24 protein-coding genes are annotated in these 19548 nt (G+C 61.6%); 4 read left to right on the forward strand and 20 right to left on the reverse strand.

Annotated features, from left to right (window positions below):
* Positions 1 to 261 (forward strand): hypothetical protein, encoded by a 261-nt coding sequence (locus MRY75_RS09040; RefSeq protein WP_292307117.1) that lies wholly within the window; start codon positions 1 to 3, stop codon positions 259 to 261.
* Between the two features lie 5 nt (positions 262 to 266).
* Positions 267 to 500, forward strand: coding sequence for a GlsB/YeaQ/YmgE family stress response membrane protein (locus tag MRY75_RS09045; RefSeq protein WP_292307119.1), 234 nt, complete (start codon positions 267 to 269; stop codon positions 498 to 500).
* Position 501: 1 nt separating this feature from the next.
* On the opposite strand, the gene MRY75_RS09050 is transcribed toward MRY75_RS09045, so the two are convergent.
* On the reverse strand, positions 502 to 1359 hold the full coding sequence (locus MRY75_RS09050) for a universal stress protein (protein WP_292307121.1): 858 nt from the start codon (positions 1357 to 1359) through the stop codon (positions 502 to 504).
* Positions 1360 to 1370: 11 nt separating this feature from the next.
* Positions 1371 to 2861: a SulP family inorganic anion transporter gene (locus MRY75_RS09055; RefSeq protein ID WP_292307123.1), complete on the reverse strand. Its 1491-nt coding sequence runs from the start codon at positions 2859 to 2861 to the stop codon at positions 1371 to 1373.
* A 320-nt stretch (positions 2862 to 3181) separates the two neighbouring features.
* Here MRY75_RS09055 and MRY75_RS09060 point away from each other — a divergent pair, with 320 nt between their 5' ends.
* Positions 3182 to 4171 (forward strand): glutathione S-transferase family protein, encoded by a 990-nt coding sequence (locus MRY75_RS09060; RefSeq protein ID WP_292307124.1) that lies wholly within the window; start codon positions 3182 to 3184, stop codon positions 4169 to 4171.
* On the opposite strand, the gene MRY75_RS09065 is transcribed toward MRY75_RS09060, so the two are convergent.
* The 3 genes from MRY75_RS09065 to smc all read right to left on the reverse strand — a co-directional run bounded on the left by MRY75_RS09065 (position 4168) and on the right by smc (position 8569).
* Positions 4168 to 4530 (reverse strand): response regulator, encoded by a 363-nt coding sequence (locus tag MRY75_RS09065; RefSeq protein ID WP_292307126.1) that lies wholly within the window; start codon positions 4528 to 4530, stop codon positions 4168 to 4170. The two genes, MRY75_RS09060 and MRY75_RS09065, sit on opposite strands and share 4 nt — an antisense overlap.
* 184 nt (positions 4531 to 4714) lie before the next feature.
* Complete coding sequence (locus tag MRY75_RS09070) at positions 4715 to 5071, reverse strand: hypothetical protein (RefSeq protein WP_292307128.1); 357 nt, start codon at positions 5069 to 5071, stop codon at positions 4715 to 4717.
* A 42-nt stretch (positions 5072 to 5113) separates the two neighbouring features.
* Positions 5114 to 8569: a chromosome segregation protein SMC gene (gene smc, locus MRY75_RS09075; protein WP_292307130.1), complete on the reverse strand. Its 3456-nt coding sequence runs from the start codon at positions 8567 to 8569 to the stop codon at positions 5114 to 5116.
* Between the two features lie 240 nt (positions 8570 to 8809).
* On the opposite strand from smc, the gene MRY75_RS09080 reads away from it, so the two are divergent.
* On the forward strand, positions 8810 to 10027 hold the full coding sequence (locus MRY75_RS09080; protein WP_292307132.1) for a hypothetical protein: 1218 nt from the start codon (positions 8810 to 8812) through the stop codon (positions 10025 to 10027).
* 33 nt (positions 10028 to 10060) lie between these two features.
* Here the strand turns inward: MRY75_RS09080 and MRY75_RS09085 are convergent, their stop codons facing one another.
* The 15 genes from MRY75_RS09085 to MRY75_RS09155 all read right to left on the reverse strand — a co-directional run bounded on the left by MRY75_RS09085 (position 10061) and on the right by MRY75_RS09155 (position 19547).
* The gene (locus tag MRY75_RS09085) at positions 10061 to 10837 is read right to left on the reverse strand and encodes an HpcH/HpaI aldolase/citrate lyase family protein (protein ID WP_292307134.1); all 777 of its coding nucleotides are present in this window, start codon (positions 10835 to 10837) and stop codon (positions 10061 to 10063) included.
* A 50-nt stretch (positions 10838 to 10887) separates the two neighbouring features.
* Positions 10888 to 11085 (reverse strand): hypothetical protein, encoded by a 198-nt coding sequence (locus tag MRY75_RS09090; protein WP_292307135.1) that lies wholly within the window; start codon positions 11083 to 11085, stop codon positions 10888 to 10890.
* A 57-nt stretch (positions 11086 to 11142) separates the two neighbouring features.
* Positions 11143 to 11952: a division plane positioning ATPase MipZ gene (locus MRY75_RS09095; protein ID WP_292307137.1), complete on the reverse strand. Its 810-nt coding sequence runs from the start codon at positions 11950 to 11952 to the stop codon at positions 11143 to 11145.
* Between the two features lie 113 nt (positions 11953 to 12065).
* Positions 12066 to 13112: a hypothetical protein gene (locus tag MRY75_RS09100; RefSeq protein ID WP_292307139.1), complete on the reverse strand. Its 1047-nt coding sequence runs from the start codon at positions 13110 to 13112 to the stop codon at positions 12066 to 12068.
* Positions 13112 to 13417: a hypothetical protein gene (locus tag MRY75_RS09105; protein ID WP_292307141.1), complete on the reverse strand. Its 306-nt coding sequence runs from the start codon at positions 13415 to 13417 to the stop codon at positions 13112 to 13114. The genes MRY75_RS09100 and MRY75_RS09105 overlap by 1 nt, the downstream gene beginning before the upstream one ends.
* A 166-nt stretch (positions 13418 to 13583) precedes the next feature.
* Positions 13584 to 13805 (reverse strand): 50S ribosomal protein L31, encoded by a 222-nt coding sequence (gene rpmE, locus MRY75_RS09110; protein ID WP_292307142.1) that lies wholly within the window; start codon positions 13803 to 13805, stop codon positions 13584 to 13586.
* Between the two features lie 11 nt (positions 13806 to 13816).
* Positions 13817 to 14200 carry a 50S ribosomal protein L19 gene (gene rplS / locus MRY75_RS09115; RefSeq protein ID WP_292307143.1) on the reverse strand — a complete coding sequence of 128 codons (384 nt, stop codon included), beginning with the start codon at positions 14198 to 14200 and terminating at the stop codon, positions 13817 to 13819.
* A gap of 289 nt (positions 14201 to 14489) precedes the next feature.
* Positions 14490 to 14798 (reverse strand): EthD family reductase, encoded by a 309-nt coding sequence (locus MRY75_RS09120; RefSeq protein ID WP_292307144.1) that lies wholly within the window; start codon positions 14796 to 14798, stop codon positions 14490 to 14492.
* A 63-nt stretch (positions 14799 to 14861) separates the two neighbouring features.
* Complete coding sequence (gene trmD / locus MRY75_RS09125; RefSeq protein ID WP_292307145.1) at positions 14862 to 15677, reverse strand: tRNA (guanosine(37)-N1)-methyltransferase TrmD; 816 nt, start codon at positions 15675 to 15677, stop codon at positions 14862 to 14864.
* Between the two features lie 60 nt (positions 15678 to 15737).
* Positions 15738 to 16286 (reverse strand): hypothetical protein, encoded by a 549-nt coding sequence (locus MRY75_RS09130; RefSeq protein WP_292307147.1) that lies wholly within the window; start codon positions 16284 to 16286, stop codon positions 15738 to 15740.
* 105 nt (positions 16287 to 16391) lie between these two features.
* A complete protein-coding gene (locus tag MRY75_RS09135) occupies positions 16392 to 17192 on the reverse strand; it encodes a hypothetical protein (protein WP_292307149.1) in 801 nt (266 codons plus the stop codon).
* Positions 17189 to 17695 (reverse strand): ribosome maturation factor RimM, encoded by a 507-nt coding sequence (gene rimM / locus MRY75_RS09140; RefSeq protein ID WP_292307150.1) that lies wholly within the window; start codon positions 17693 to 17695, stop codon positions 17189 to 17191. The genes MRY75_RS09135 and rimM overlap by 4 nt, the downstream gene beginning before the upstream one ends.
* 74 nt (positions 17696 to 17769) lie before the next feature.
* Complete coding sequence (locus MRY75_RS09145; protein ID WP_292307151.1) at positions 17770 to 18591, reverse strand: MipA/OmpV family protein; 822 nt, start codon at positions 18589 to 18591, stop codon at positions 17770 to 17772.
* A gap of 227 nt (positions 18592 to 18818) precedes the next feature.
* A complete protein-coding gene (rpsP, locus tag MRY75_RS09150; protein ID WP_292307153.1) occupies positions 18819 to 19208 on the reverse strand; it encodes a 30S ribosomal protein S16 in 390 nt (129 codons plus the stop codon).
* Positions 19209 to 19247: 39 nt separating this feature from the next.
* Positions 19248 to 19547 carry a chorismate mutase gene (locus tag MRY75_RS09155; RefSeq protein WP_292307155.1) on the reverse strand — a complete coding sequence of 100 codons (300 nt, stop codon included), beginning with the start codon at positions 19545 to 19547 and terminating at the stop codon, positions 19248 to 19250.
* Between the last annotated feature and the right edge of the window lies 1 nt (position 19548).

Consider the following 19548-nt stretch of genomic DNA (forward strand, 5'->3'; position numbering starts at 1 on the left):
ATGTTCATGATCTTGATGGGCACGGTCGTGATCGCGGGGATCGTCGGCTATATCTCGGAAAAGACAGGCTTTACCAACAACGGCGTCATCCCAAGCATCATCATCTGCGTTGGCGGTGCGTTCCTCGCCTATTTCGTGCGCATCATGTTCGGCATCGGTTTCGGATCACCGGGCATGAACGCGATCGTTTCGTCGCTTGGCGCGTTGATCATTGTGCCGACCCATTGGCGCAGCAGCGTGCGCGACCGTCGGCGGAGGTAGATCGCGTGCCGATTCTGTTTTTGCTGATCATCGGTGCCGCTGCCGGATTTCTCGCCACGCGCTTCATGCGTGTCGAAATGAGCATGCTGGCGACCATCATGGTGGGGGTCGCTGGTGCCCTGATCGGCGGCATGGTGATCCGCCTGCTGCTGGCCGCAACAGGAGCAGTCGCGGGACTGGTTGGTGCAGTTCTGGGCGCAATGGTCGTGATCTGGGTGGTGCAACGCCTGCGGTCGTGACCTATCGCATGATAAGCACGGGCACCTTGCAGGAGCGGAGCATCTCGGTTGTTGTCGACCCGATGATGAAGCTGCGCACCCGGCTGTGACCATAGGCGCCCATCACCAGCAGGTCTTGCGAACCGGTCGAGGTGATCTGCGCAAGCACCTTTTCCGGCTCACCAATTTCAATCACAATCTGCGCGTCAAATCCACCGGCCTTGAGCGTCGCTGTTGCGTCGGACAGCGCCTTCTGGATCGCCGGGGTCTCTTTGCCGGCGAACACCAGTGTCACGGCAAGGCCTGCGAACATCGGGCTGCGTGCGATATAGTCCACCGCCTTGAGGGATGACGGACCACCGTCGAAGGCGACAAGTGCTGATGTGATCGGCTTGAACGCGCGGTTCGCGATGAACACGGGCTTGTGGCTGGCCCGGACGATCCGTTCAAGGTTGGAGCCAAGATGCTCCATCGCCAGACCGGCCGCCTCACCGCGCTTGCCGATGACGATCATGTCGCCGGTTTCTTCCTTGGCCGTCACGGTTTCGACCAGATCGCCCTGACGCAGACGGGTTTCGACGGTGATGTCGGCGCCTTTGGTGATGATCGCCTTGGCGTCTTCCAGAATGGCCCGGCCATGTTCATGCGCCAGCTTGGCGCGGGTGGCGTCGAGTTCGGACAGTTGCTCCAACAGCGACGAACGCGCCCCAAGCCGGATGGCGCCGGACAGGTCCTGTTTTTCGACCGCATCGCGGCGACCCATCACGTGGTAGACCTTGACCTTCCAGTCAGTGCACCCGGCGATCCACGCCGCGTGATGGCAGACGCTTTCGGCATAGGCAGAGGCATCCACAAGGGCGATGAGGGTGTTCGTGGTCATGGTCTGTCTCCCTAGTGGCCCAGCAATTCGTCCATCGCGCCGGGTTTGTCGTGGATGGCCAACCTGTCGACGATGGTCTCTGATGCCTCGTTGAGGCCGATCAACTCTACCTCTGCACCTTCGCGGCGGAACTTGAGCACAGCCATGTCAAGCGCCGCAACCGACGAGATGTCCCAGATATGCGCGCGGCTCAGGTCGATGGTCACGCGGTCCGGGGCTTCGCGGAAATCGAAGGCCTTCATAAAATTCTCAGACGAGGCGAAGAAGAGCTGCCCTTCGATGGTGTAGGTGCGATGTGACCCGTCCGGCGTGATCGAGGTCCGAACGCGGAAGAGTTGCGAGATCTTCCAGGCAAAGAAGATGCCCGAGAGCAGCACGCCGACCAGAACGCCGATGGCAAGGTTGTGGGTGTAGATCACGAAGAACACCGTCGCCAGCATCACGATGGAGGACGATTTCGGGTGGTCGCGCAGGTTCTTGATCGACGACCACGAGAACGTGCCGATGGACACCATGATCATGATCGCCACCAGCGCTGCCATCGGGATGATCGCCACGATGTCGCCCAAGGCGACCACGAGGATCAGCAGGAAAAGACCCGCGACAAAGCTCGAAAGCCGCCCGCGCCCACCGGATTTCACGTTGATGATCGACTGGCCGATCATGGCACAACCCGCCATGCCACCGATGAACCCGGTGGCGCTGTTGGCCAGGCCCTGACCGATACATTCCTGATTGCGGCTGGAGGTCGTGTCGGTGAGGTCATCGACGATCTGCTGTGTCATCAGGCTTTCCAGCAGGCCAACCACGGCCACCGCGACCGAGTAGGGGAAGATGATCTGAAGTGTCTCGAAGGTCAGCGGGATGTCGGGGATCAGGAACACCGGCAGCGTGTCGGGCAGTTCGCCCATGTCGCCCACGGTGCGCACATCCCACCCCATGAAGACCACCACGGCGGTCAGCACGATGATGGTGACCAGTGGCGACGGGACTGCCTTGGTCACCATGGGGAACAGGTAGATGATCAGCAGGCCCGCCGCGACTAGCACATAGGTCAGCATCGGCACGCGGCTTGGGTCAAGTTCGGGCAATTGCGCCATGAAGATCAGGATCGCCAGCGCGTTGACGAAGCCCGTCATCACGGATTTTGACACGAAGCGCATGACGTAGCCCAGTTTGAGCAGCCCGGCCCCGATCTGCAACAGCCCCGCCAGCACCGTGGCGGCAAGCAGGTATTGCAGCCCGTGATCCTTGACCAGAGTGACCATCAGCACCGCCGTTGCCGCTGTGGCCGCCGAGATCATGCCCGGTCTGCCTCCGGTGATCGCGGTGATCACGGCAATCGAGAAGGATGCGTAAAGACCCACCTTGGGATCGACCCCCGCGATGATCGAGAACGCGATGGCCTCGGGGATCAGCGCCAGCGCCACCACCAGTCCGGACAGAAGATCGCCACGGATGTTCTGGGTCCATTGTTGTTTGTACTGTGCAGCTGAGATCATGAAAGAATTTGCCCATAGGCCGCGAGCGGGTCGCGCGGTCTTTGTCGGTGTCATCGGTGTGCAGGGGTTCCAGCGGACAACCGGCCAGTTCGGCCAGCCAAGGGTGTCACCCGGCGTAAGTCGCCGCTCCCTTACCGCGAGATGGCGGGGATGCCAAGTTGAAGGGACAGGATTTGCCCACGCGTGACGATCAAGGCGCAACACCACGGCCAGCCCGAGCCTCTGTGCGCTCATCCATGACAATCTGCGCGGAAGTGGATGTTTTGTGAAACTGTGCAGAGTTCTATGTGTTGAACTCACACGGATGCAAGGAGCGAGACATGGGTATTCTGGTTGACGGGGTCTGGAAAGACCAGTGGTACGACACCAAGAGCACCGGTGGTGCCTTCAAACGGTCCACCTCCAAATATCGCAACTGGATCACCACCGATGGCAGTGCCGGACCGACCGGCGAGGGCGGTTTCAAGGCCGAGTCCGGCCGCTATCATCTCTATGTCAGCCTCGCCTGCCCCTGGGCCCATCGGACACTTGTGTTCCGCGCGATCAAAGGGCTGACGGATCATATCGGTGTATCGGTCGTGCATCCCGACATGCTGGGCGACGGCTGGACCTTCGACACCGATTTTCCCGGTGCGACGGGGGATAAACTCTATGGTCTGCCTTTTGCCCGCGACATCTATCTCAAGGCCGATCCCAGGGCGTCGGGACGTGTGACCGTGCCGATCCTTTGGGACACGCAGCGCGAGACCATCGTGTCGAACGAAAGTTCGGAAATCATCCGCATGCTCAATTCGGCCTTTGACGGGTTGACGGGGGACCGGCAGGATTTCTGGCCCGTCGCGCTGCGGGACGAGATCGAAGAGGTCAATGCGCGGGTTTATGACACGGTGAACAACGGCGTCTACAAATCCGGATTTGCGACCACGCAAGAGGCATATGATTCAGCGGTGAGTCCGCTGTTCGACAGTCTTGATTGGTTGGAAGAGCGTCTGTCGCGCCAGCGCTATCTCGTCGGCGACCGCATTACCGAAGCCGATTGGCGGCTTTTCACGACGTTGGTGCGATTTGATTCCGTCTATCACCTGCACTTCAAGTGCAACCGCCGGCGGATCGTGGATTACCCAAATCTCTGGGCTTACACGCGCGAGCTGTATCAATGGCCGGGCGTGGCTGAGACCGTCAACCTTGATCACATCGTGCGGCACTATCACTTCAGTCACGAAAGCATCAATCCGAACCGGATCATTCCGATCAATCCGGTTCTCGACTTCGATGCACCGCATGGGCGGGAACGGCTGGCTGCGCCCTAGTCCGTCTTGGCGTAGTGCTCGACCATCGCGGTCAGGTCTTCGGGCTGGGTCGCGGTGGGAACGAAAGCGCAGGCATTGGCGCAGAGCTGAAAGATCGACCCGTCCGAGAAAAAGCTGGTGTTGGTGACAAAGATCACGCGGGCATCGGGATGCCGGTAGCTCGCGTAGTCGGCCACGGCGATGGCGCTGCCACCATCCAGCACCACATCGAGAATGATGATCGAATAGAATTGCTCATGCAGACGCTGGATTGCGCTGTCCTGATCCAGCGCAATATCCGCAACATGGTCATGGCGCTGCAAATGGCGTTGCCAGATATTGCCAAGCTTGGCGTCGTTCTGCACGATCAGCACATTCATCGCGGCAACACGTCTTTCGAATTGGGCGGCCCACACCCCTGTAGAGTCCACCCTCATTAGATAACAAACGGTTAATCTTGGGGTAAGGAATGTGATCAATTCCTTAAATTGAGCGAAACTCGGCCTATCTTCGCGGCTGATCTATTGAATCTAAACAGTTTTTCCGATGGTGCCTGCCCCAAGGTCAAGGACGGGTTGGAAACCGGTCGCCAGTGGCGGTTATGACAATCAGACGCCCTTCGGCATCGGTGACATAGAGATCGCAGCGCGAAAAGCCGGTGACGAAGTCGATGCAGATCGTACTGTCCTCCATCACGGTGAAGTACCCGTAACCGGTGCCGCCATTATTGGCGTAGGTGTAGGTATATCGGTCGTCCTCGTAGAACTGCGACTGACCGTCGTCAAAAAAGGTCAGGGTTGTCCCGCGCAGCAGGTCATCCAGCCGGCTCTGATCGAAGAGTGCATCGCTGTCGCGCGGCACCTGCCCCTGGGCAAGCAGTGGAAGTGGCGTAAGGAGAAGGGCAAGAACGAGTCTCTGCATTCTGGCAGCCTAGACCGATCTTCGGACTCGCCGCAGACACGTTTACGCGACGAGGCGTTCCGCTTTCTTGAGGTCTACGGACACAAGCTGGCTGACACCCTGTTCCTGCATCGTGACGCCGAACAACCGGTCCATGCGGGACATGGTGACGGCATGGTGCGTGATGATCAGGAACCGCGTTTCAGTCCGGCGGCACATCTCATCGAGCAGATCGCAGAAGCGCGTGACGTTGGCATCGTCGAGCGGCGCGTCGACCTCGTCGAGCACACAGATCGGTGCGGGATTGGCAAGGAACACCGCAAAGATCAGCGCAAGCGCGGTCAGCGTCTGTTCCCCACCTGACAGAAGCGAGAGAGTCGACAGCTTCTTGCCCGGCGGTTGGCACATGATTTCAAGCCCCGCTTCCAGCGGATCGTCGCTTTCCACCATGACAAGGTTGGCCTCGCCGCCGCCAAAGAGATGGGTGAAAAGCAGGGTGAAGTTGCTATTCACCTGCTCGAATGCAGTCAGAAGGCGTTCGCGGCCTTCGCGGTTCAGGCTGGCGATGCCCGACCGCAGGGTCTTGATCGCTTCTTCAAGGTCCATTTTCTCGGACAGAAGGTGGTCATGTTCCTCCTGCACCTCGCGCGCGTCTTCCTCGGCGCGCAGATTGACCGCGCCAAGCGCATCGCGCTGCCGCTTGAGCCGGTTCACATCGGCTTCAATCGCCTCGGCACGGGGAAGATTGTCGGGATCGGCCCCCAGCTTTTGCAAGAGGGTCGTGGGGCTGGTGTCCTGCTCTTCCGCGATCCGTTCCGCGGCGGCGTTGACCGCGTCACGTGCGGCCTCGGCGCGGGCCTCCGACCGTGCACGCGCCTCGCGCGCCTCCGAGGCCTTGCGCTCGGACTCGCGTTCAGCCTGATCGGCGCTGCGCAGGGCAGCTTCTGCCGTAGAGAGCGCGTCATCCGCCGTTGCCTTGCGCGCCTCGGCCTCGGAGATTTCGTGTCCCAGGCGGTCGCGCTGGGCGGCAAGCTCAGCCGGCAAGCCGGACGCATCATCCAGCTCCTTCTGGGCGGCGGCACGGCGCTCGGCCAGCTCCGCGCTGCGTTTTTCGGCTGTGTCGAGCCGGTGCCTCCAGCCGCTGAGTTCCTTCGTGACCTGCTGTGAGCGGGCTTTGCGGGCGTCACCCTCGCGGCGCAGTTCATCCTGTGCAGAGCGGCGGGCCATCATCGTCATGCGCGCCGCTTCGACGGTCATCTTGAGGTCTTCGACCTCGGCGCGCGCCGAATCGAGATCCTCCAGATCCGCCACAGCGCGCTGGGCTTCGACCAATTGCGCGCGCGCGGTTGTCGCTTCGTCCTCGTGCCGCTTCACCGCCATGGACAGGCTTTCCAGCTTGCCTTCGGCCATGTCGCGGTCCGCTTCTGCGCGGCTGAGCTTGCGCGCCGCGTCCGTCACCGAGGCATCGGCATCCCGGCGCGCCTGTCGGGCTGCTTTCTCGGCCATGGCAAGGTCGGCCAGGCGCTGGGTCAGGCTCTCATGTGCCGCCCGCGCACCATCGACACGGGCTGAGGCCCGGGCGGTTTCCTGCTTCAGCGCCTCCAGGCGGTTGAGCTGTTCCAGCCGAAGGGCAGCCGCTGATGGGGCGTCCTCGGCCCAGGCGCGGTACCCGTCCCAGCGCCAGAGATCGCCTTCGAGGCTGACGAGACGCTGACCGGGTTTGAGCAGGGGTTGCAAGCGCGCGGCATCCTCTGGATCCGCAAGCCCGATCTGAGCCATGCGCCGTTCCAGCACTTCGGGGACGGACACGTGGTTTGTAAGGGGCGTGACCCCGGCAGGAAGCGGTTGATCGCTGTCGTACCGTGGCAGCGCCGTCCAGCCGGTCGGGCCGTCGCCATCAACCTCGGGCGCCCGAAGATCATCCGCCAGTGCGGCCCCGAGTGCCTTCTCGAACCCTTGTTCGACCTGCAGACGATCAAGGATTTGGCCTCCTTCGGCCGTGTCCCGATCCAGAAGGCGGGCCAACGCCGTGGTCTCGGCACTGAGGGCGTTCATCTCGCCTTCGGCTTCGGACCGTTCCGCACGGGCATCGGCTTCGCGCGACTGGGTCTCGGCGCGGGCGGCTTCGGCTTCGGTCAGAACCTGATCGGCGCGGTCCGCGAGATCGCGCGCCGCCTCCTGTTCTGTCGCGGCAGCGATTGCTGCGTCTTTGGCCGCAGCGAGGGTCTGTTTCGCGGCGGCCACCGCGTCGCGCGCCCGCACCGCGTCTGCCTCGTTCCGATCCAGATTTTTCTGGCTGTCCGACAGCAGCCGGTGCGCCGATTGATGCCGCGCGGCAAGGCGGGCCACGTCTTCGGTCTTCTGGCTCAGATCGGCCTCGCGGGCCTGCAGGACGGCACCGGCCTCCTGCGCCGCCTCAATCGCGGCAGTCAGTTTGTCGTCATGCCCCTCGGCGGCCTTGGCAAGTTCGCGGGCTTCCCATTCAAGCTGCTGGATGGTTTCTCCGGCGTCCCGGTTCAACCCGCTTTCCCGCTCCATGTCCTTGGTCATCTGGTCGATGCGGCGGGTCAGGGTCTGAATGGTCTCTTCCGCACGGCGCTCTTCTTCGGAAAGCGTGTCGCGCTGCAGGGTCAGCCTCTGAACGATAGCGGCGGCGATGGCGGCCTCTTCGCGCAGCGGCGGCAGGGCAGCATCGGCGGCCTCACGGGCCTTCGTCGCCTCGCGTGCGGCTGACTCGGCCTTTGCCGCTTCGGTGGTCCGCTCGCGCAATTGGGTATCCGCTTCGGCACGCGCGATGTCTGCGTCTTTCCAACGACGATAGAGCAACAGGCCCTCGGCATGCCGCAACTCCTCGCCAATGGCACGATACCGGGCGGCCTGACGTGCCTGCCGGGCCAGTTGTGCCAATTGTGCAGCCAACTGTTCGATCACATCGTCGACCCGCAGCAGATTCGCTTCGGTGTTCTTGAGCTTCAGCTCAGCCTCGTGACGCCGTTGGTAGAGGCCCGAAATCCCAGCTGCTTCCTCAAGGATGCGGCGGCGGTTCTGCGGCTTGGCGTTGATCAGTTCGCTGATTTGCCCCTGCCGCACCAACGCCGGGGAATGTGCGCCTGTCGAGGCATCGGCAAACAGCATCTGCACGTCGCGGGCGCGCACATCCTTGCCGTTCACCTTGTAGGCGCTGCCGACGTCGCGGGTGATGCGGCGGACGATGTCAAGCTGGTCCTGGTCGTTGAACCCGGCGGGGGCCAGCCTGTCGGAATTGTCGATCTGGATCGACACTTCGGCAAAGTTGCGGGCAGGCCGGGTGGCGGCCCCGGCAAAGATCACGTCCTCCATCCCGCCACCGCGCATCGCGGTCGGGCGGTTCTCGCCCATCACCCAGCGCAGCGCTTCGAGAAGGTTGGATTTTCCACACCCGTTCGGCCCCACAACGCCGGTCAGACCATCCGCGATGATCAGATCGGTGGGGTCAACGAAGCTTTTGAAGCCCGTCAGACGAAGTTTGGAAAAGCGCACCTGTAGAGCCTGTCTGATTCCCGTGTTGAGGGTCAGTGTGTCGCGGGGGTTGGCGCTGAGTCAACGATTTGGTTCCGCATATGGTAAGCGTTGGCCGTTTATCCACAAGATATTGCGGGGCGGACTGCCTTGTTTTGGTATGACCTCCAAGCCAGCCAAAGCGCAATTGCAGGATAGCTCTTTACATTCCGATTTGCGAATGTAAATATATTCCAAAATCGGAATACAAGGAGACCCGCCATGGACCATTCCGTATCCAGACCCGCTGACACCTACTCGCCCATCTACTTTTTGGCCTCGCTTGGTGCGGGCGGGATCGCAGTCACATTCTTTATGTTCCTGATGTTCTGGGTGCCGCATCCCGGACAGCCGGTCCCGGTGTTCGAGGATATCGCAGCCGCCTTTGCAAAGGGTGACGTTAGGATGCAGGCTGCAATCGCCGCTGCCTTGATCGGGATCGCCGTCTTTGCGGTCCTCAACATCAAGTCGTTGATCTGGAACCTGCAGTCCTTGTCAGCCTTCAAGAAAACCGAAGCCTACACAAAGCTGCGCGAAACCAACGCCGAAGCCACGCTTCTCGCGATGCCGCTTGCGCTTGCGATGAGCGTGAACGCGATGTTCATCGTGGGTCTCGTCTTCGTGCCGCAGCTTTGGAGCGTGGTGGAATACCTCTTCCCGATGGCTTTGATCGCCTTTGCCGCTATCGGCGTGCTGGCCTTCCGCATGATCGGCGCATTCCTTGGCCGCGTCCTGTCCAAAGGTGGTGTGTTCGATGTGACCGCGCATAACTCGTTTGCGCAGCTTCTGCCTGCCTTCAGCATTGCCATGGTCGGCGTCGGTTTCGCCGCCCCTGCCGCGATGAGCACGTCCGCCACCACGGTCGCCGTTGCCCTGATGCTGTCGACCTTCTTTGGCGTCGCCGCGATCCTCTACACTGTGATTGCCGCCACCACCGCATTTGCATCGATGCTCCAGCACGGCACTGCACGGGAATCCGGCCCGACCCTTATGATCATCGTGCCGATTGTCACCGTTCTGGGCATCCTCTTCCTGCGTCAGAGCCACGGTCTGCATGTCGCCTTCGACACCCATGCACAGCCCGGTGAAACCATGATCTTCCTCGCACGGCTTCTGTCGATCCAGATCGTGTTCCTGCTGCTCGGTGCGGTTGTGATGATGCGTCAGGGATACTTCAGCGACTTCGTCATGGGCACCAAGACCTCGCCGGGCTCCTACGCCCTGGTCTGCCCGGCCGTGGCGCTCTCGGTCATGATCCACTTCTTCGTCAACAAGGGTCTTGTTGCTGCGGGTGCGATCGAAAAGTTCGGTGTGGCCTACTGGGGTGTAACCGGTATTGCCATCGTGGCGCAGCTTGTCGCCATCGTGTTGGTTCTCCGCCTCAACCGCCAGCACTTTGTACGTCGCGCTGTTCCGGCAAATGCGGTTCCCGCAGAATAAGTCCAGCAAACACCGAAGTTGCGAAAGCCCGGATCATGTGGTCCGGGCTTTCCACGTCTTGACAAGCCCGCGCATCGCATCGGCCAGCAGAAGAACATCGGCGCCCAAGGCGACGAAGTTCGCGCCCGCGTCGATGTCCTGCTGGATCAAGGCGGGGTCCCCGTCAATGATGCCCGCCGCCTTGCCTGCGGCGCGGATGCGGCGCAGGCCGTCCTGCACGGCGGCACGGACATCGGGATGGGTGATATTGGGCAACAAGCCCATATCGGCGCAAAGATCGGCGGGGCCGATGAACACGCCATCCACACCGTCGACCGCGCAGATGTCGTCCAAGGCGTCCATCGCGGCGACACTTTCAGCCTGAACGATGATGCAAATCTGATTTTCAGCCGTTTCCAAATAATCCGGGATGCCGTTGAACGCCGACGCCCGCCCCAGCATGTGCCCCACCCCCCGGATGCCGCGTGGCGGATAGCGGGTTGCTTCGACAATCGCACGGGCCTCGTCGGCGGAATTGACCATCGGGCAAAGCAGCGATTGCGCGCCGAGGTCGAGCACCTGCTTGATCAGCGCCGGATCATTGTGGGGGATGCGCACGACGGGGGACACGGCATGCCCCGACAGAGCCATCAGTTGCTCGTGGATCGTGCCCAGATCGTTGGGTGCGTGCTCTCCGTCGATCAGCAGCCAGTCGAACCCGGCGGCGGCCGCGATTTCTGCGGCATATCCGCTGCCCATGGCCAGCCAGAGGCCAAGCGACGGTGAGTCCGAAGTCAGGGAAGCTTTGAAACGATTAAGGGGGGCTGGCATGAAGACGTCCTTTTTCGACGATCTGACACCAGCGCCCTGGGTAAGGCAAGTCAATCGCGGTGACGTGCCAGCTTGACCGCCGACCAGATTGCGGTTCCCCCAAAGAACGCGCCTGCGATGCCCACCACCTCGACCAAAGCCGCCGAGTTCGAAATCCCGCGCACCATCACGGCCACGACCAGCAGCACCAGCCCGCCAAGGCTGAAGATCAGGCGAAACCAAAGCTCGTTTTTCGTGGGGCCGGTCACGCGCGTCTCCTTCTGCTTTTCGCAAAGATAGGCGGCGCGGGGTGGGTGGCCAGCGGCCTAGAACGTGACCGACACACCGGGCAGGTTCAGCGCCTTGATCAGATCGCGCAATTCCTGACGGGCGGCAATGTTCGAGATGTTGAGCTGTTTGACCCCCACATCCTTGAGATCGAGCAGCGTCATCCCGCGCGGGAAGAGTTCGCGGAAGATCACGCGTTCATTGAACCCCGGTGCCACACGAAAACCGATCCGCTTGGACAGACGCTCCAGCGCCTTTTCCATCTTGGCCTTGTTGACCATCTGCTGTGCGCCAAGACGGTTGCGCAGGACCACCCAGTCGATCGGGGGCAGGCCGGCCTGTGCGCGAAGCTGACGGGCGTTCCAGACCATTTCGGAATAGACCGACGGCCCTTCGATCTTTTCGCCGCTGGCATCCGTATGGGCCAGCAGATCGAAATCCACGAAACTGTCATTCAGCGGCGTGATCAGCGTGTCGGCCAGAGAATGCGCGACCTGGCTCAGGCGGGTGTGCGACCCGGGGCAGTCGATCAGGATGAAATCGCTGCCCGGCTCCAGTTCGGCCACGGCGGCGGAGAGGCGATGATCGTAGATGTTTTCGCCCGGTTGCAGCGTGTCGGGGTCGATCTCGGGCAGTTCGAGATAGCGCGGGCTGGGCAGATCCAGATCGTCGGTCTCCAGCGTCTTCATCCGGTTGGTGATGTAGCGCCCCATGGTTTTCTGGCGCAGGTCAAGATCCAGCGCGCCGATCTTGTGCCCCATGCGTGCCAGCGCCGTCGCAACGTGCATCGACACGGTGGATTTCCCCGCGCCGCCCTTTTCGTTTCCGACAACAATGATGTGTGCCATGTCTCTGCTCTTGCATGCTTTTGATCAGCTATGCGCATAGACGCCGGAGGTTGCAACGGCAGATGCGTGAACGGGCGCAATCCGTTGCGGAACGGTGCACTCGCGACTCACATTTACAGGATGCCGGTCGCGCCCCAGATCCATCCGAACGCCATTGTTACAGCGGTCAATCCTGCGGAATAAGCCGCCAGTTTCCATCTGGAAAACGGGCGTTCGCCAAAGGTGCGGCCGTCGATTCCGGAGACAACGATCTTCTTCGCCTTGCCCGCGTAGGTGTAGTGCAGGATCCAGACCGGCAGAAGAATACGCCGGTAGTGGATGCCGGTCGTGTCGGTTCTGTATCGATCGACCCGCGGGTTTGGTTTCTTGATGGTGCTCTTGATCAGATTGCGGATCAAAAGGTCCTTGTCGTCTTTGTTGGCCTCCAGCCCGTCGCGCACGCTCATGTGATGCCGTTCCGCGGCAAAGCCTGCCAGATATCCGGCCCGGTACGGCCTGAGGTGGTGCGGTTTGAAATCGTGCAGGATGCCATCGCGGATCAGAGGCGTGACATGTGTCGAGGCGGGCACCAGGAGATCATTGAAGTCGATGTTCATACGGCCTGTCCGCGTGCGGCGGCGGCGCGACTTGCCTGATCCCACATCGTAGCTTGCCCAGTACTCGACGGCTTCTTTTGTGTCGAATGTCCAGAACGGGGCGTACAAGCTGGCAAGGCGCCCCTGAGCAGAGAGGCTGCCGAGATCGTTCGGAGCCGCGATGCGTTGTTTGATCCAGCTTTCGATATGTCTTTGCGCAACATCACCGGCGATACGGAAGGGGACAAGCGCCATGGTGGTATAGGCCTTGTCTTCAACGGACAGAACGACGGGCCCGTTGCAATAGGGGCAGTTCTCGGACAGCGCCGGTCCCGTGAAGATCACTTCTCCGCCACAGGTTTCGCATTGATGGATCTGATCGCCTTGCAGGCCCGGGAGTTCCTCCATTGGCGCGTCGGGGTTGAAGGGAAACTCCGTCGCGGCTTCGTGGTCATTCTCGGTCGCCAGAGGCCAAAGTGATCCGCAGCTTTGGCACAGCAGATCCTGTTGCGCCGGATCAAACGCGCATTGTCCGCCGCAGCTCTGGCATTGAATGTCGGATTGTTTGGCCGCCGGTTGCGTCATCAATCAGACCCAAGCGCCGCAAGGATTTCCAGCATGATCCGCAAGCGCAGCCAAGACCGGTCAATCGCGCCTTCAAGATCGCCGCTGGCATGCCAGTCGCCAAGGATCGTCGCCAGAAACCATGTTGCGAACAGCCAGAACACCACACGCGTCCAGCCCGAGATCGACCTGATCCAGCCTGCGGACCCCTGTTTCAGTTCGTGTTTCGCCTCATAGATGGTGATGATCTTGACCACGCTGGCCATCCCGATCGCGGTGGAGGCTGCGAACAGAGCTACGGCAGCGAACAGAGGCGACAGCTCCAACGTTGTGATCCTTCCCAAACGCGCAAGTTTGTACTTTTGGGCAGCCTAGTGAAGCGTGTTGTAAGTCGGAAGGGCAGACTTGCCCGGGGTGTCCGGGTGCTGTGCGATGACGATAAAAAAGGCCGCCCGGTGAGGGGCGGCCTGATTTTTACCAAGTGGTAAAATCTTAGAAGCCGAGGCCTTCGTATTTCTTCTTGAACTTCGACACGCGGCCGCCGGAATCCATCAGGCGCGAGCTGCCGCCGGTCCAGGCCGGGTGCACGGTCGGGTCGATGTCGAGCGCGAGCGTGTCGCCTTCGCTGCCCCATGTGGAGCGCATCTGGTACATCGTGCCATCGGTCATCTTGACGTTGATGACGTGGTAGTCGGGGTGGATGTCTTTTTTCATCTCGACACTCCTTACGCGTCTGCGCCCGAGAGCGGCTTGTAGTTGGCATCTTCCGCGATACGGGCGGACTTGCCGCGACGCGAACGGAGGTAGTAGAGCTTGGCGCGGCGTACGCGGCCACGACGCACAACCTCGATGCTGTCGATGTTGGTGGAGTAGAGCGGGAACACACGTTCCACACCTTCACCAAACGAAATCTTGCGAACGGTAAACGACCCGGCAATGCCAGAGCCCTGACGGCGGCTGATGCAGACGCCTTCGTAGTTCTGCACGCGGGTGCGTGTGCCTTCGGTCACCTTGTAGCCGACACGGATGGTGTCGCCTGCTTTGAAGTCGGGAATGGTCTTCCCTAGGGCGGCAATCTGTTCCGCCTCCAACTGAGCGATAAGATCCATCGCTTCTCTCCTAAAACTGCTTGCGGTTGCTCCGCAAAGGTCTGCGCGTCCTCAGAGCTCTTGGTCTTCGTCCGGGTCCGCCACTGCGCCCGCCAGAGATCAGGTCGTCTTTGTCTTGTCACATCCGGGACGGGTGCAGTTGGACCATGTCCGAAGACAACACGGAATCACCGCACCGGGCTGACACCCGGAACAGGGGGCCGTAAACCAGAAGCACTGGCGTAAATCAAGGGTTCTTTGGCGGTGTGCACTTCGTGCGCGCCGCCATGTGTCCAGTGCTTCGGCCGGGTCAGGCGATCACTTCGCCAATCAGCATCTGGGGTCGCGTGTTGGTGAAGTTGCCGATATCCGCGATCACCGGTCCGGCTGCGCCGAGAGCCGCATCGAGCGCAGCCTGATCGACAAAGGTCATCGTGGCGACCGCGTAGCTTTCGGGCGGTGCGTCCGGACCGCTGGCGACGCCCTTGGTCACAAGCACGGACGCGATATGTGCGCCCATGTGTTCGTCCACCATCGGCATATGGGTGCCAAGATAGTAATCGTAGTCGAAATGGGTTTCGTCCGTGACGGGGTAAATCACCTGTAGGGAAAGTGCCATTGCTATCTCCTCCGAGTCGGGCAATGGCACGTGCTTAGCATGAAACGCGTCTGAACCCTTGGATCAATCCGCCTTGTCCTTTCGTGCAGACCAGTCCGCCCAGAGGTCAGGGCGGCGTGTGCGCGTCAGCTCTTCGGATTGGGCGCGCCGCCATTTGGCGATCTCGCCATGATGGCCTGACATCAAAACCGGGGGGATCTCCCGCCCTCGCCATTCGGCGGGTCGCGTGTACTGCGGATGCTCCAGCAGTCCGTGGGAAAAGCTTTCCTCTTCCGTCGAGGCCTCGTTGCCCAGAACCCCCGGAAGCAAACGCACGGTTGCGTCGATCATCGCCTGTGCCGCGATCTCGCCTCCGGTCAGGACGAAATCGCCCAGGCTCACCTCGGTCATGCGGTACTGGTCGATCACACGCTGATCCAGCCCTTCGAACCGGCCGCAGACAAGGGTCATTCCGGGACCAGCAGCAAGGCGCTGCATCATCTGCTGGGTCATCGGAATCCCGCGCGGACTGAGATAGATGAGCGGGGCGACCGGTGCGATGCGGCCACGCGCGTCGTCGATGGCCGCAGCCATAACATCCGGGCGGAGCACCATCCCCGCGCCACCGCCGGCCGGTGTGTCATCGACATTGCGGTGCTTTCCGTCGCCGAATTCGCGCAAGGCCACGGTTTCCAGTTGCCACAACCCGTCTTTCAGGGCGCGCCCGGTCAGGGACTGGCCAAGGATGCCGGGAAAGGCTTCGGGCAGAAGGGTGATCACCTGCGCTTTCCAGACCCGTGCCAGTTCCGGCGTCGGGTCCATCAGTTCACGCGGTTTGAGCGATGGCCGGATGGCCTTGCGACCATGAGATCTGGCGGGCGGTGTCTTGGGGTCGTCCATCTGCGCTGCCTTTCGATGACGGCACAGGCTTTAGTGCCTTGGGTCAGGAAAGGCCACAGGTCAGACGGATACCGGTTCCGCCAGCGCGTCGCGCATGGCCAGCATCGCGTCGGGAGACACGAAAAAGCAGGACAAGGCTCCGGCTTCGGCCGGACCGCATCGCATGAGCCGTTCGACCAACCAAAGCTCGCGGACCTGATCGTCGGTCAGGTGCGACACGTCCATGCACTCCCAGCGCGCCATGATCTGCGCGAGCACCATGGCGACGTGATCTTCCTGTGTGACGAACCCGGGCACGGTCCGCGACGGGCTGATCCGACTTTGCAACGTGGCGCGGATGACCAGTGGATCAGGCGCCATATCTTTCAGGCTGGCCATGGCGGATGGTAGCAAGAGCGACGGGTGGGGGCGTTTGGTTTCGCCTTCGGTCAGGGTTTGCGGGCCGATATTGGGAAATACGGCCAGGGTCGCTGCAGCGAGACTGAGCGCGCCGAAAATGCCAAGCACCATGAAGGCGATGGACATCGCGAATTCCTGAACAGTGATGGTGACCACACCCGGCGACAGGGCGGCCAAAGTCAACAACACACGTCGTTTTGCGCGATCCACGATAGGATGTCCCCAGAGCAATGACTGTGCATAGCCTCGACACATGGCGACTTATTGCCGGGATTCTGGCGAACAAGGGGCTTTCCTGCGGCAAAAAGGCGGCAGTCAGCTCTCTTGCTGGCGGGCCATCCGCCGGATGAGGCGTTTGGCCTCCTGCAGGTCCTTTTCGGGCAGCGCGCTTTGATTGAGCGCGAGAAAGACCGCATCGATTCCGATATCCGGCTGTACATTCTCAGGCGGCAACACCGTGAGCGCCGAGCGATCGAGATCGGTCAGTTCCAGAAGTGTCAAAAGCGGGTCCAGCGGTCCGAGCGGCAGTGTCGTCGCCTCTTCGAGCCGAAACGACGTCACGCGCGCCGAGGTCACATCCTCGGCGATTTCTTCCAGAATGCCGTCAAGGCTGCGCGCGGCATCGAACCGGCTGCAATACGTCTGAAAATCCTCGGTGAGCCGCGTACTGCGCAGGTTCTGCCACCAGGTGCTGCGCAGCCACGCATCGCGGGTCCGTGTTGAAAAGTAGAAGGTCAGATCGGTCTCCCGACCGAAACGCCGGAACGCAGCATCGCTGAGGCTTTTCATCACCAGTCCCGCGCTGTCGTAGCAGTCGAGCCCGTGTCGCCCCGGCATGTGCCCTGAAAGGTCCTCGGAGGACATTAGGATCGGGCGCGGATCGTCCTGTGCGACCGTTTGGAAGAAGGCGCGCGCGGCGCGCGATACGGCGGTCAGCGTCTTTTTCTTCGGGTCGATGGAAAAGGCACGTGCTCTTTCCGTGAGCGCCTCGAACGCTTCCTTGAGGTAGACGCGCACATGTGGTTCGAGCAAAGGGGCATTCTCGCGCAGCATGGATTGTGCGCTGGTCGTTCCGGTCTTGTGAAATCCCGCATGAATGACGATCCGGGTCGTCACGAAAAAAGGCCCTCGGGGGGATCGGCGACGATGCGGCCCTGGGCAAGATCAACCGTCGGAACCACCGCTTTGGTGAAAGGCAGAAGGACGGTCTGCTTCTGTCCCGGTGCGCGCAATTCAAGCAGGTCATCAGCGCCGTTGTTGATCACGGCCATGACCTTGCCCAAGGGGGCACCGCCCGTATCCGTAACCTCAAGCCCGATCAGGTCGGCATGGTAAAACTCGTCATCCGGCAGCGATGGCAGCCGGTCGCGCGGAACATAAAGCTGAACGCCGCGCAGGGCGTCTGCGTCTTCCTTGGTGGAGACGCCAGAGAGCCGCGCGGCGAGGCCGTTCTTGATCTGCCGGGTGATCTTGACCGTAAAGCTGCGCGTGCCGTCTTCGGTGGCCAGCGGCGCATAGGACGCAATGTCTTCGGGGATGGCAGTAAAGCTTTTCAGGCGCACTTCACCCCTGACCCCAAAGGCCCCGGCAATCGCGCCAACACAGACTTTGTCACTCACGGATAGGCTCCCGGTCGGTTTGGCTGACTGGATAGACCAGACCGACCGGTGGAGGCAATTGCCTGCAGGTCGTGTCAGCCGCCGATGCTGAACACGCGGGTCACGCCGAAGCGCAGACCCCATTGATCCTCGGACCCCTGTTCGACAATCGGGCTGTCTGCGGCATCATCGGTGAACTTTTCCCACGTGACCGCACCTTCAAGCCCCCAGACATCATTGATCTGGTAGCGCGCACCGAATTCGACACCGGCCGAGACCATGCCGCCATCGGGGTCATAGGCAGGCAGGGCCGCGCTGGATTCTGCGGGCGTGATGCCGAAATACGTGTCGCTGTAGGTGTCATCGCCAAAGAAGAGGCGCGGCCCGAGCGAGAGACGCAGGCGGTCCGTCGGACGCAGGATCGCATCCGCCCCAACTTCGCCGACCCACCCTTCGTGCCCGCCAAAGCCGCGGCGCACTTCACCGAAGGCGGCAAAATTCTCGGTGCCATAGCGCACCGACACACCCAGTTCGAGCGCCGCGTCGATGTCCTCGAGACCGGCCAATTCGCTGAAATCGTCAGTCTTGCGTTCGCCGATGTAGCGGAACGACCCACCGAAAGTCAGGCCCATGCTGTCGGCCCACGGATCAGGATTGCCGAAAGTGCGGCCATTGCGCAGGGACAGGTAGTTGAAGGTAAACCCGAAGTCCGGACCGATCGCATTGTCTTCCGAGCCGAAATATTCGGGCGTGCTTGCGACACCGCCGCGCAGGGTGAACATCAGCCGGGGTGCAGCCGGGGCAGGGGCCGGGACCATGACAGCCGACTGCGATGTCGTGTCCGAAGGACCAGCCGCATAGGCAGGCAAGGCTGTTCCGAAGGCAAGCGCGGAAACAAGGGCAAGACGTGTGAGCATGGCAATCGGCTCCTCTGAGGCAGCGTGAGGTTTCCGTTCCACATGGCCCGCGAGGGGGGCAGCGTCAAGCGAAGTGGGACACTCCACGCGAAAAGCCGCGAGAGTTTGGCTCGCCTGTGGCGAGAGTGACGCGATCGGGGAAGGGAAATGGGGAGTGGTGTCCTGCACGTTGGCAGGAGGGGTGCAGATGACCGGGTGGGCCGGCCATCTGCGAAGGCAGTCCGCGATTATTCCGCGGTTGCCTCTTCTGTGGCCGGAGCAGCGTCTGCTTCAGCAGCGGCTGCTGCCTTGGCGGCCTTGGCTTCGGCGCGTTCCTGAGCAGCCTTGCCCGGCGTGCCCTTCTTGGGGTTGCTGCGCTCTTTCTTTGCAACAACGCCAGCCGCTTCGAGGAAACGGGCCACGCGGTCGGTTGCCTGAGCACCATGCTCCATCCAGTACTGGATGCGCTCGACGTCCATCTTCACGCGCTCTTCGCTGTCTTTCGGCAGGAGCGGGTTGTAGGTGCCCAGCTTTTCGATGAAGCGGCCGTCGCGCGGCATGCGGCTGTCGGCGGCAACGATGCGGTAGAACGGGCGCTTTTTGGAACCGCCACGGGCGAGACGAATTTTGATAGCCATTGGTATTCTCCTAAGGGTCTGGTTGGACGGGCAGGGCCGTCACGATTGCTTCTGTTTGTGGTGTTGGATGACTTCCTGAATGATGAAATTCAGGAATTTCTTGGCGAACTCAGGGTCAAGGTCTGCCTGGGTCGCAAGCTCTTCGAGCCGCGCGATCTGGGTCGCTTCGCGCGCGGGGTCTGAGGGCGGGAGGTCGTGCTGTGCCTTGAGCACACCCACGGCCTGCGTGTGTTTGAACCGCTCGGCCAGCGTGAACACGAGGATCGCGTCCAACCGGTCGATGCTTTCTCGGTGACCCTTGAGCAGTTCTGCGGCGCGGGTCACGGGATCGGTGGTCATG

It is taken from the genome of Marivita sp., assembly GCF_022763305.1.
Taxonomy (GTDB): domain Bacteria; phylum Pseudomonadota; class Alphaproteobacteria; order Rhodobacterales; family Rhodobacteraceae; genus Marivita.

Excerpts from the sequence above, each read along its gene's own strand:
- rplS (WP_292307143.1), bottom strand. The coding sequence starts at position 14,200 with ATGGATCTTATCGCTCAGTTGGAGGCGGAACAGATTGCCGCCCTAGGG.
- rpsP (WP_292307153.1), bottom strand. The coding sequence starts at position 19,208 with ATGGCTATCAAAATTCGTCTCGCCCGTGGCGGTTCCAAAAAGCGCCCG.
- MRY75_RS09040 (WP_292307117.1), top strand. The coding sequence starts at position 1 with ATGTTCATGATCTTGATGGGCACGGTCGTGATCGCGGGGATCGTCGGC.
- trmD (WP_292307145.1), bottom strand. The coding sequence starts at position 15,677 with ATGGACGACCCCAAGACACCGCCCGCCAGATCTCATGGTCGCAAGGCC.
- MRY75_RS09070 (WP_292307128.1), bottom strand. The coding sequence starts at position 5,071 with ATGCAGAGACTCGTTCTTGCCCTTCTCCTTACGCCACTTCCACTGCTT.
- MRY75_RS09100 (WP_292307139.1), bottom strand. The coding sequence starts at position 13,112 with ATGACGCAACCGGCGGCCAAACAATCCGACATTCAATGCCAGAGCTGC.
- MRY75_RS09060 (WP_292307124.1), top strand. The coding sequence starts at position 3,182 with ATGGGTATTCTGGTTGACGGGGTCTGGAAAGACCAGTGGTACGACACC.
- MRY75_RS09085 (WP_292307134.1), bottom strand. The coding sequence starts at position 10,837 with ATGCCAGCCCCCCTTAATCGTTTCAAAGCTTCCCTGACTTCGGACTCA.
- MRY75_RS09080 (WP_292307132.1), top strand. The coding sequence starts at position 8,810 with ATGGACCATTCCGTATCCAGACCCGCTGACACCTACTCGCCCATCTAC.
- MRY75_RS09065 (WP_292307126.1), bottom strand. The coding sequence starts at position 4,530 with ATGAATGTGCTGATCGTGCAGAACGACGCCAAGCTTGGCAATATCTGG.
- MRY75_RS09095 (WP_292307137.1), bottom strand. The coding sequence starts at position 11,952 with ATGGCACACATCATTGTTGTCGGAAACGAAAAGGGCGGCGCGGGGAAA.
- MRY75_RS09055 (WP_292307123.1), bottom strand. The coding sequence starts at position 2,861 with ATGATCTCAGCTGCACAGTACAAACAACAATGGACCCAGAACATCCGT.
- MRY75_RS09120 (WP_292307144.1), bottom strand. The coding sequence starts at position 14,798 with ATGGCACTTTCCCTACAGGTGATTTACCCCGTCACGGACGAAACCCAT.
- MRY75_RS09155 (WP_292307155.1), bottom strand. The coding sequence starts at position 19,547 with ATGACCACCGATCCCGTGACCCGCGCCGCAGAACTGCTCAAGGGTCAC.
- MRY75_RS09145 (WP_292307151.1), bottom strand. The coding sequence starts at position 18,591 with ATGCTCACACGTCTTGCCCTTGTTTCCGCGCTTGCCTTCGGAACAGCC.
- MRY75_RS09050 (WP_292307121.1), bottom strand. The coding sequence starts at position 1,359 with ATGACCACGAACACCCTCATCGCCCTTGTGGATGCCTCTGCCTATGCC.
- rpmE (WP_292307142.1), bottom strand. The coding sequence starts at position 13,805 with ATGAAAAAAGACATCCACCCCGACTACCACGTCATCAACGTCAAGATG.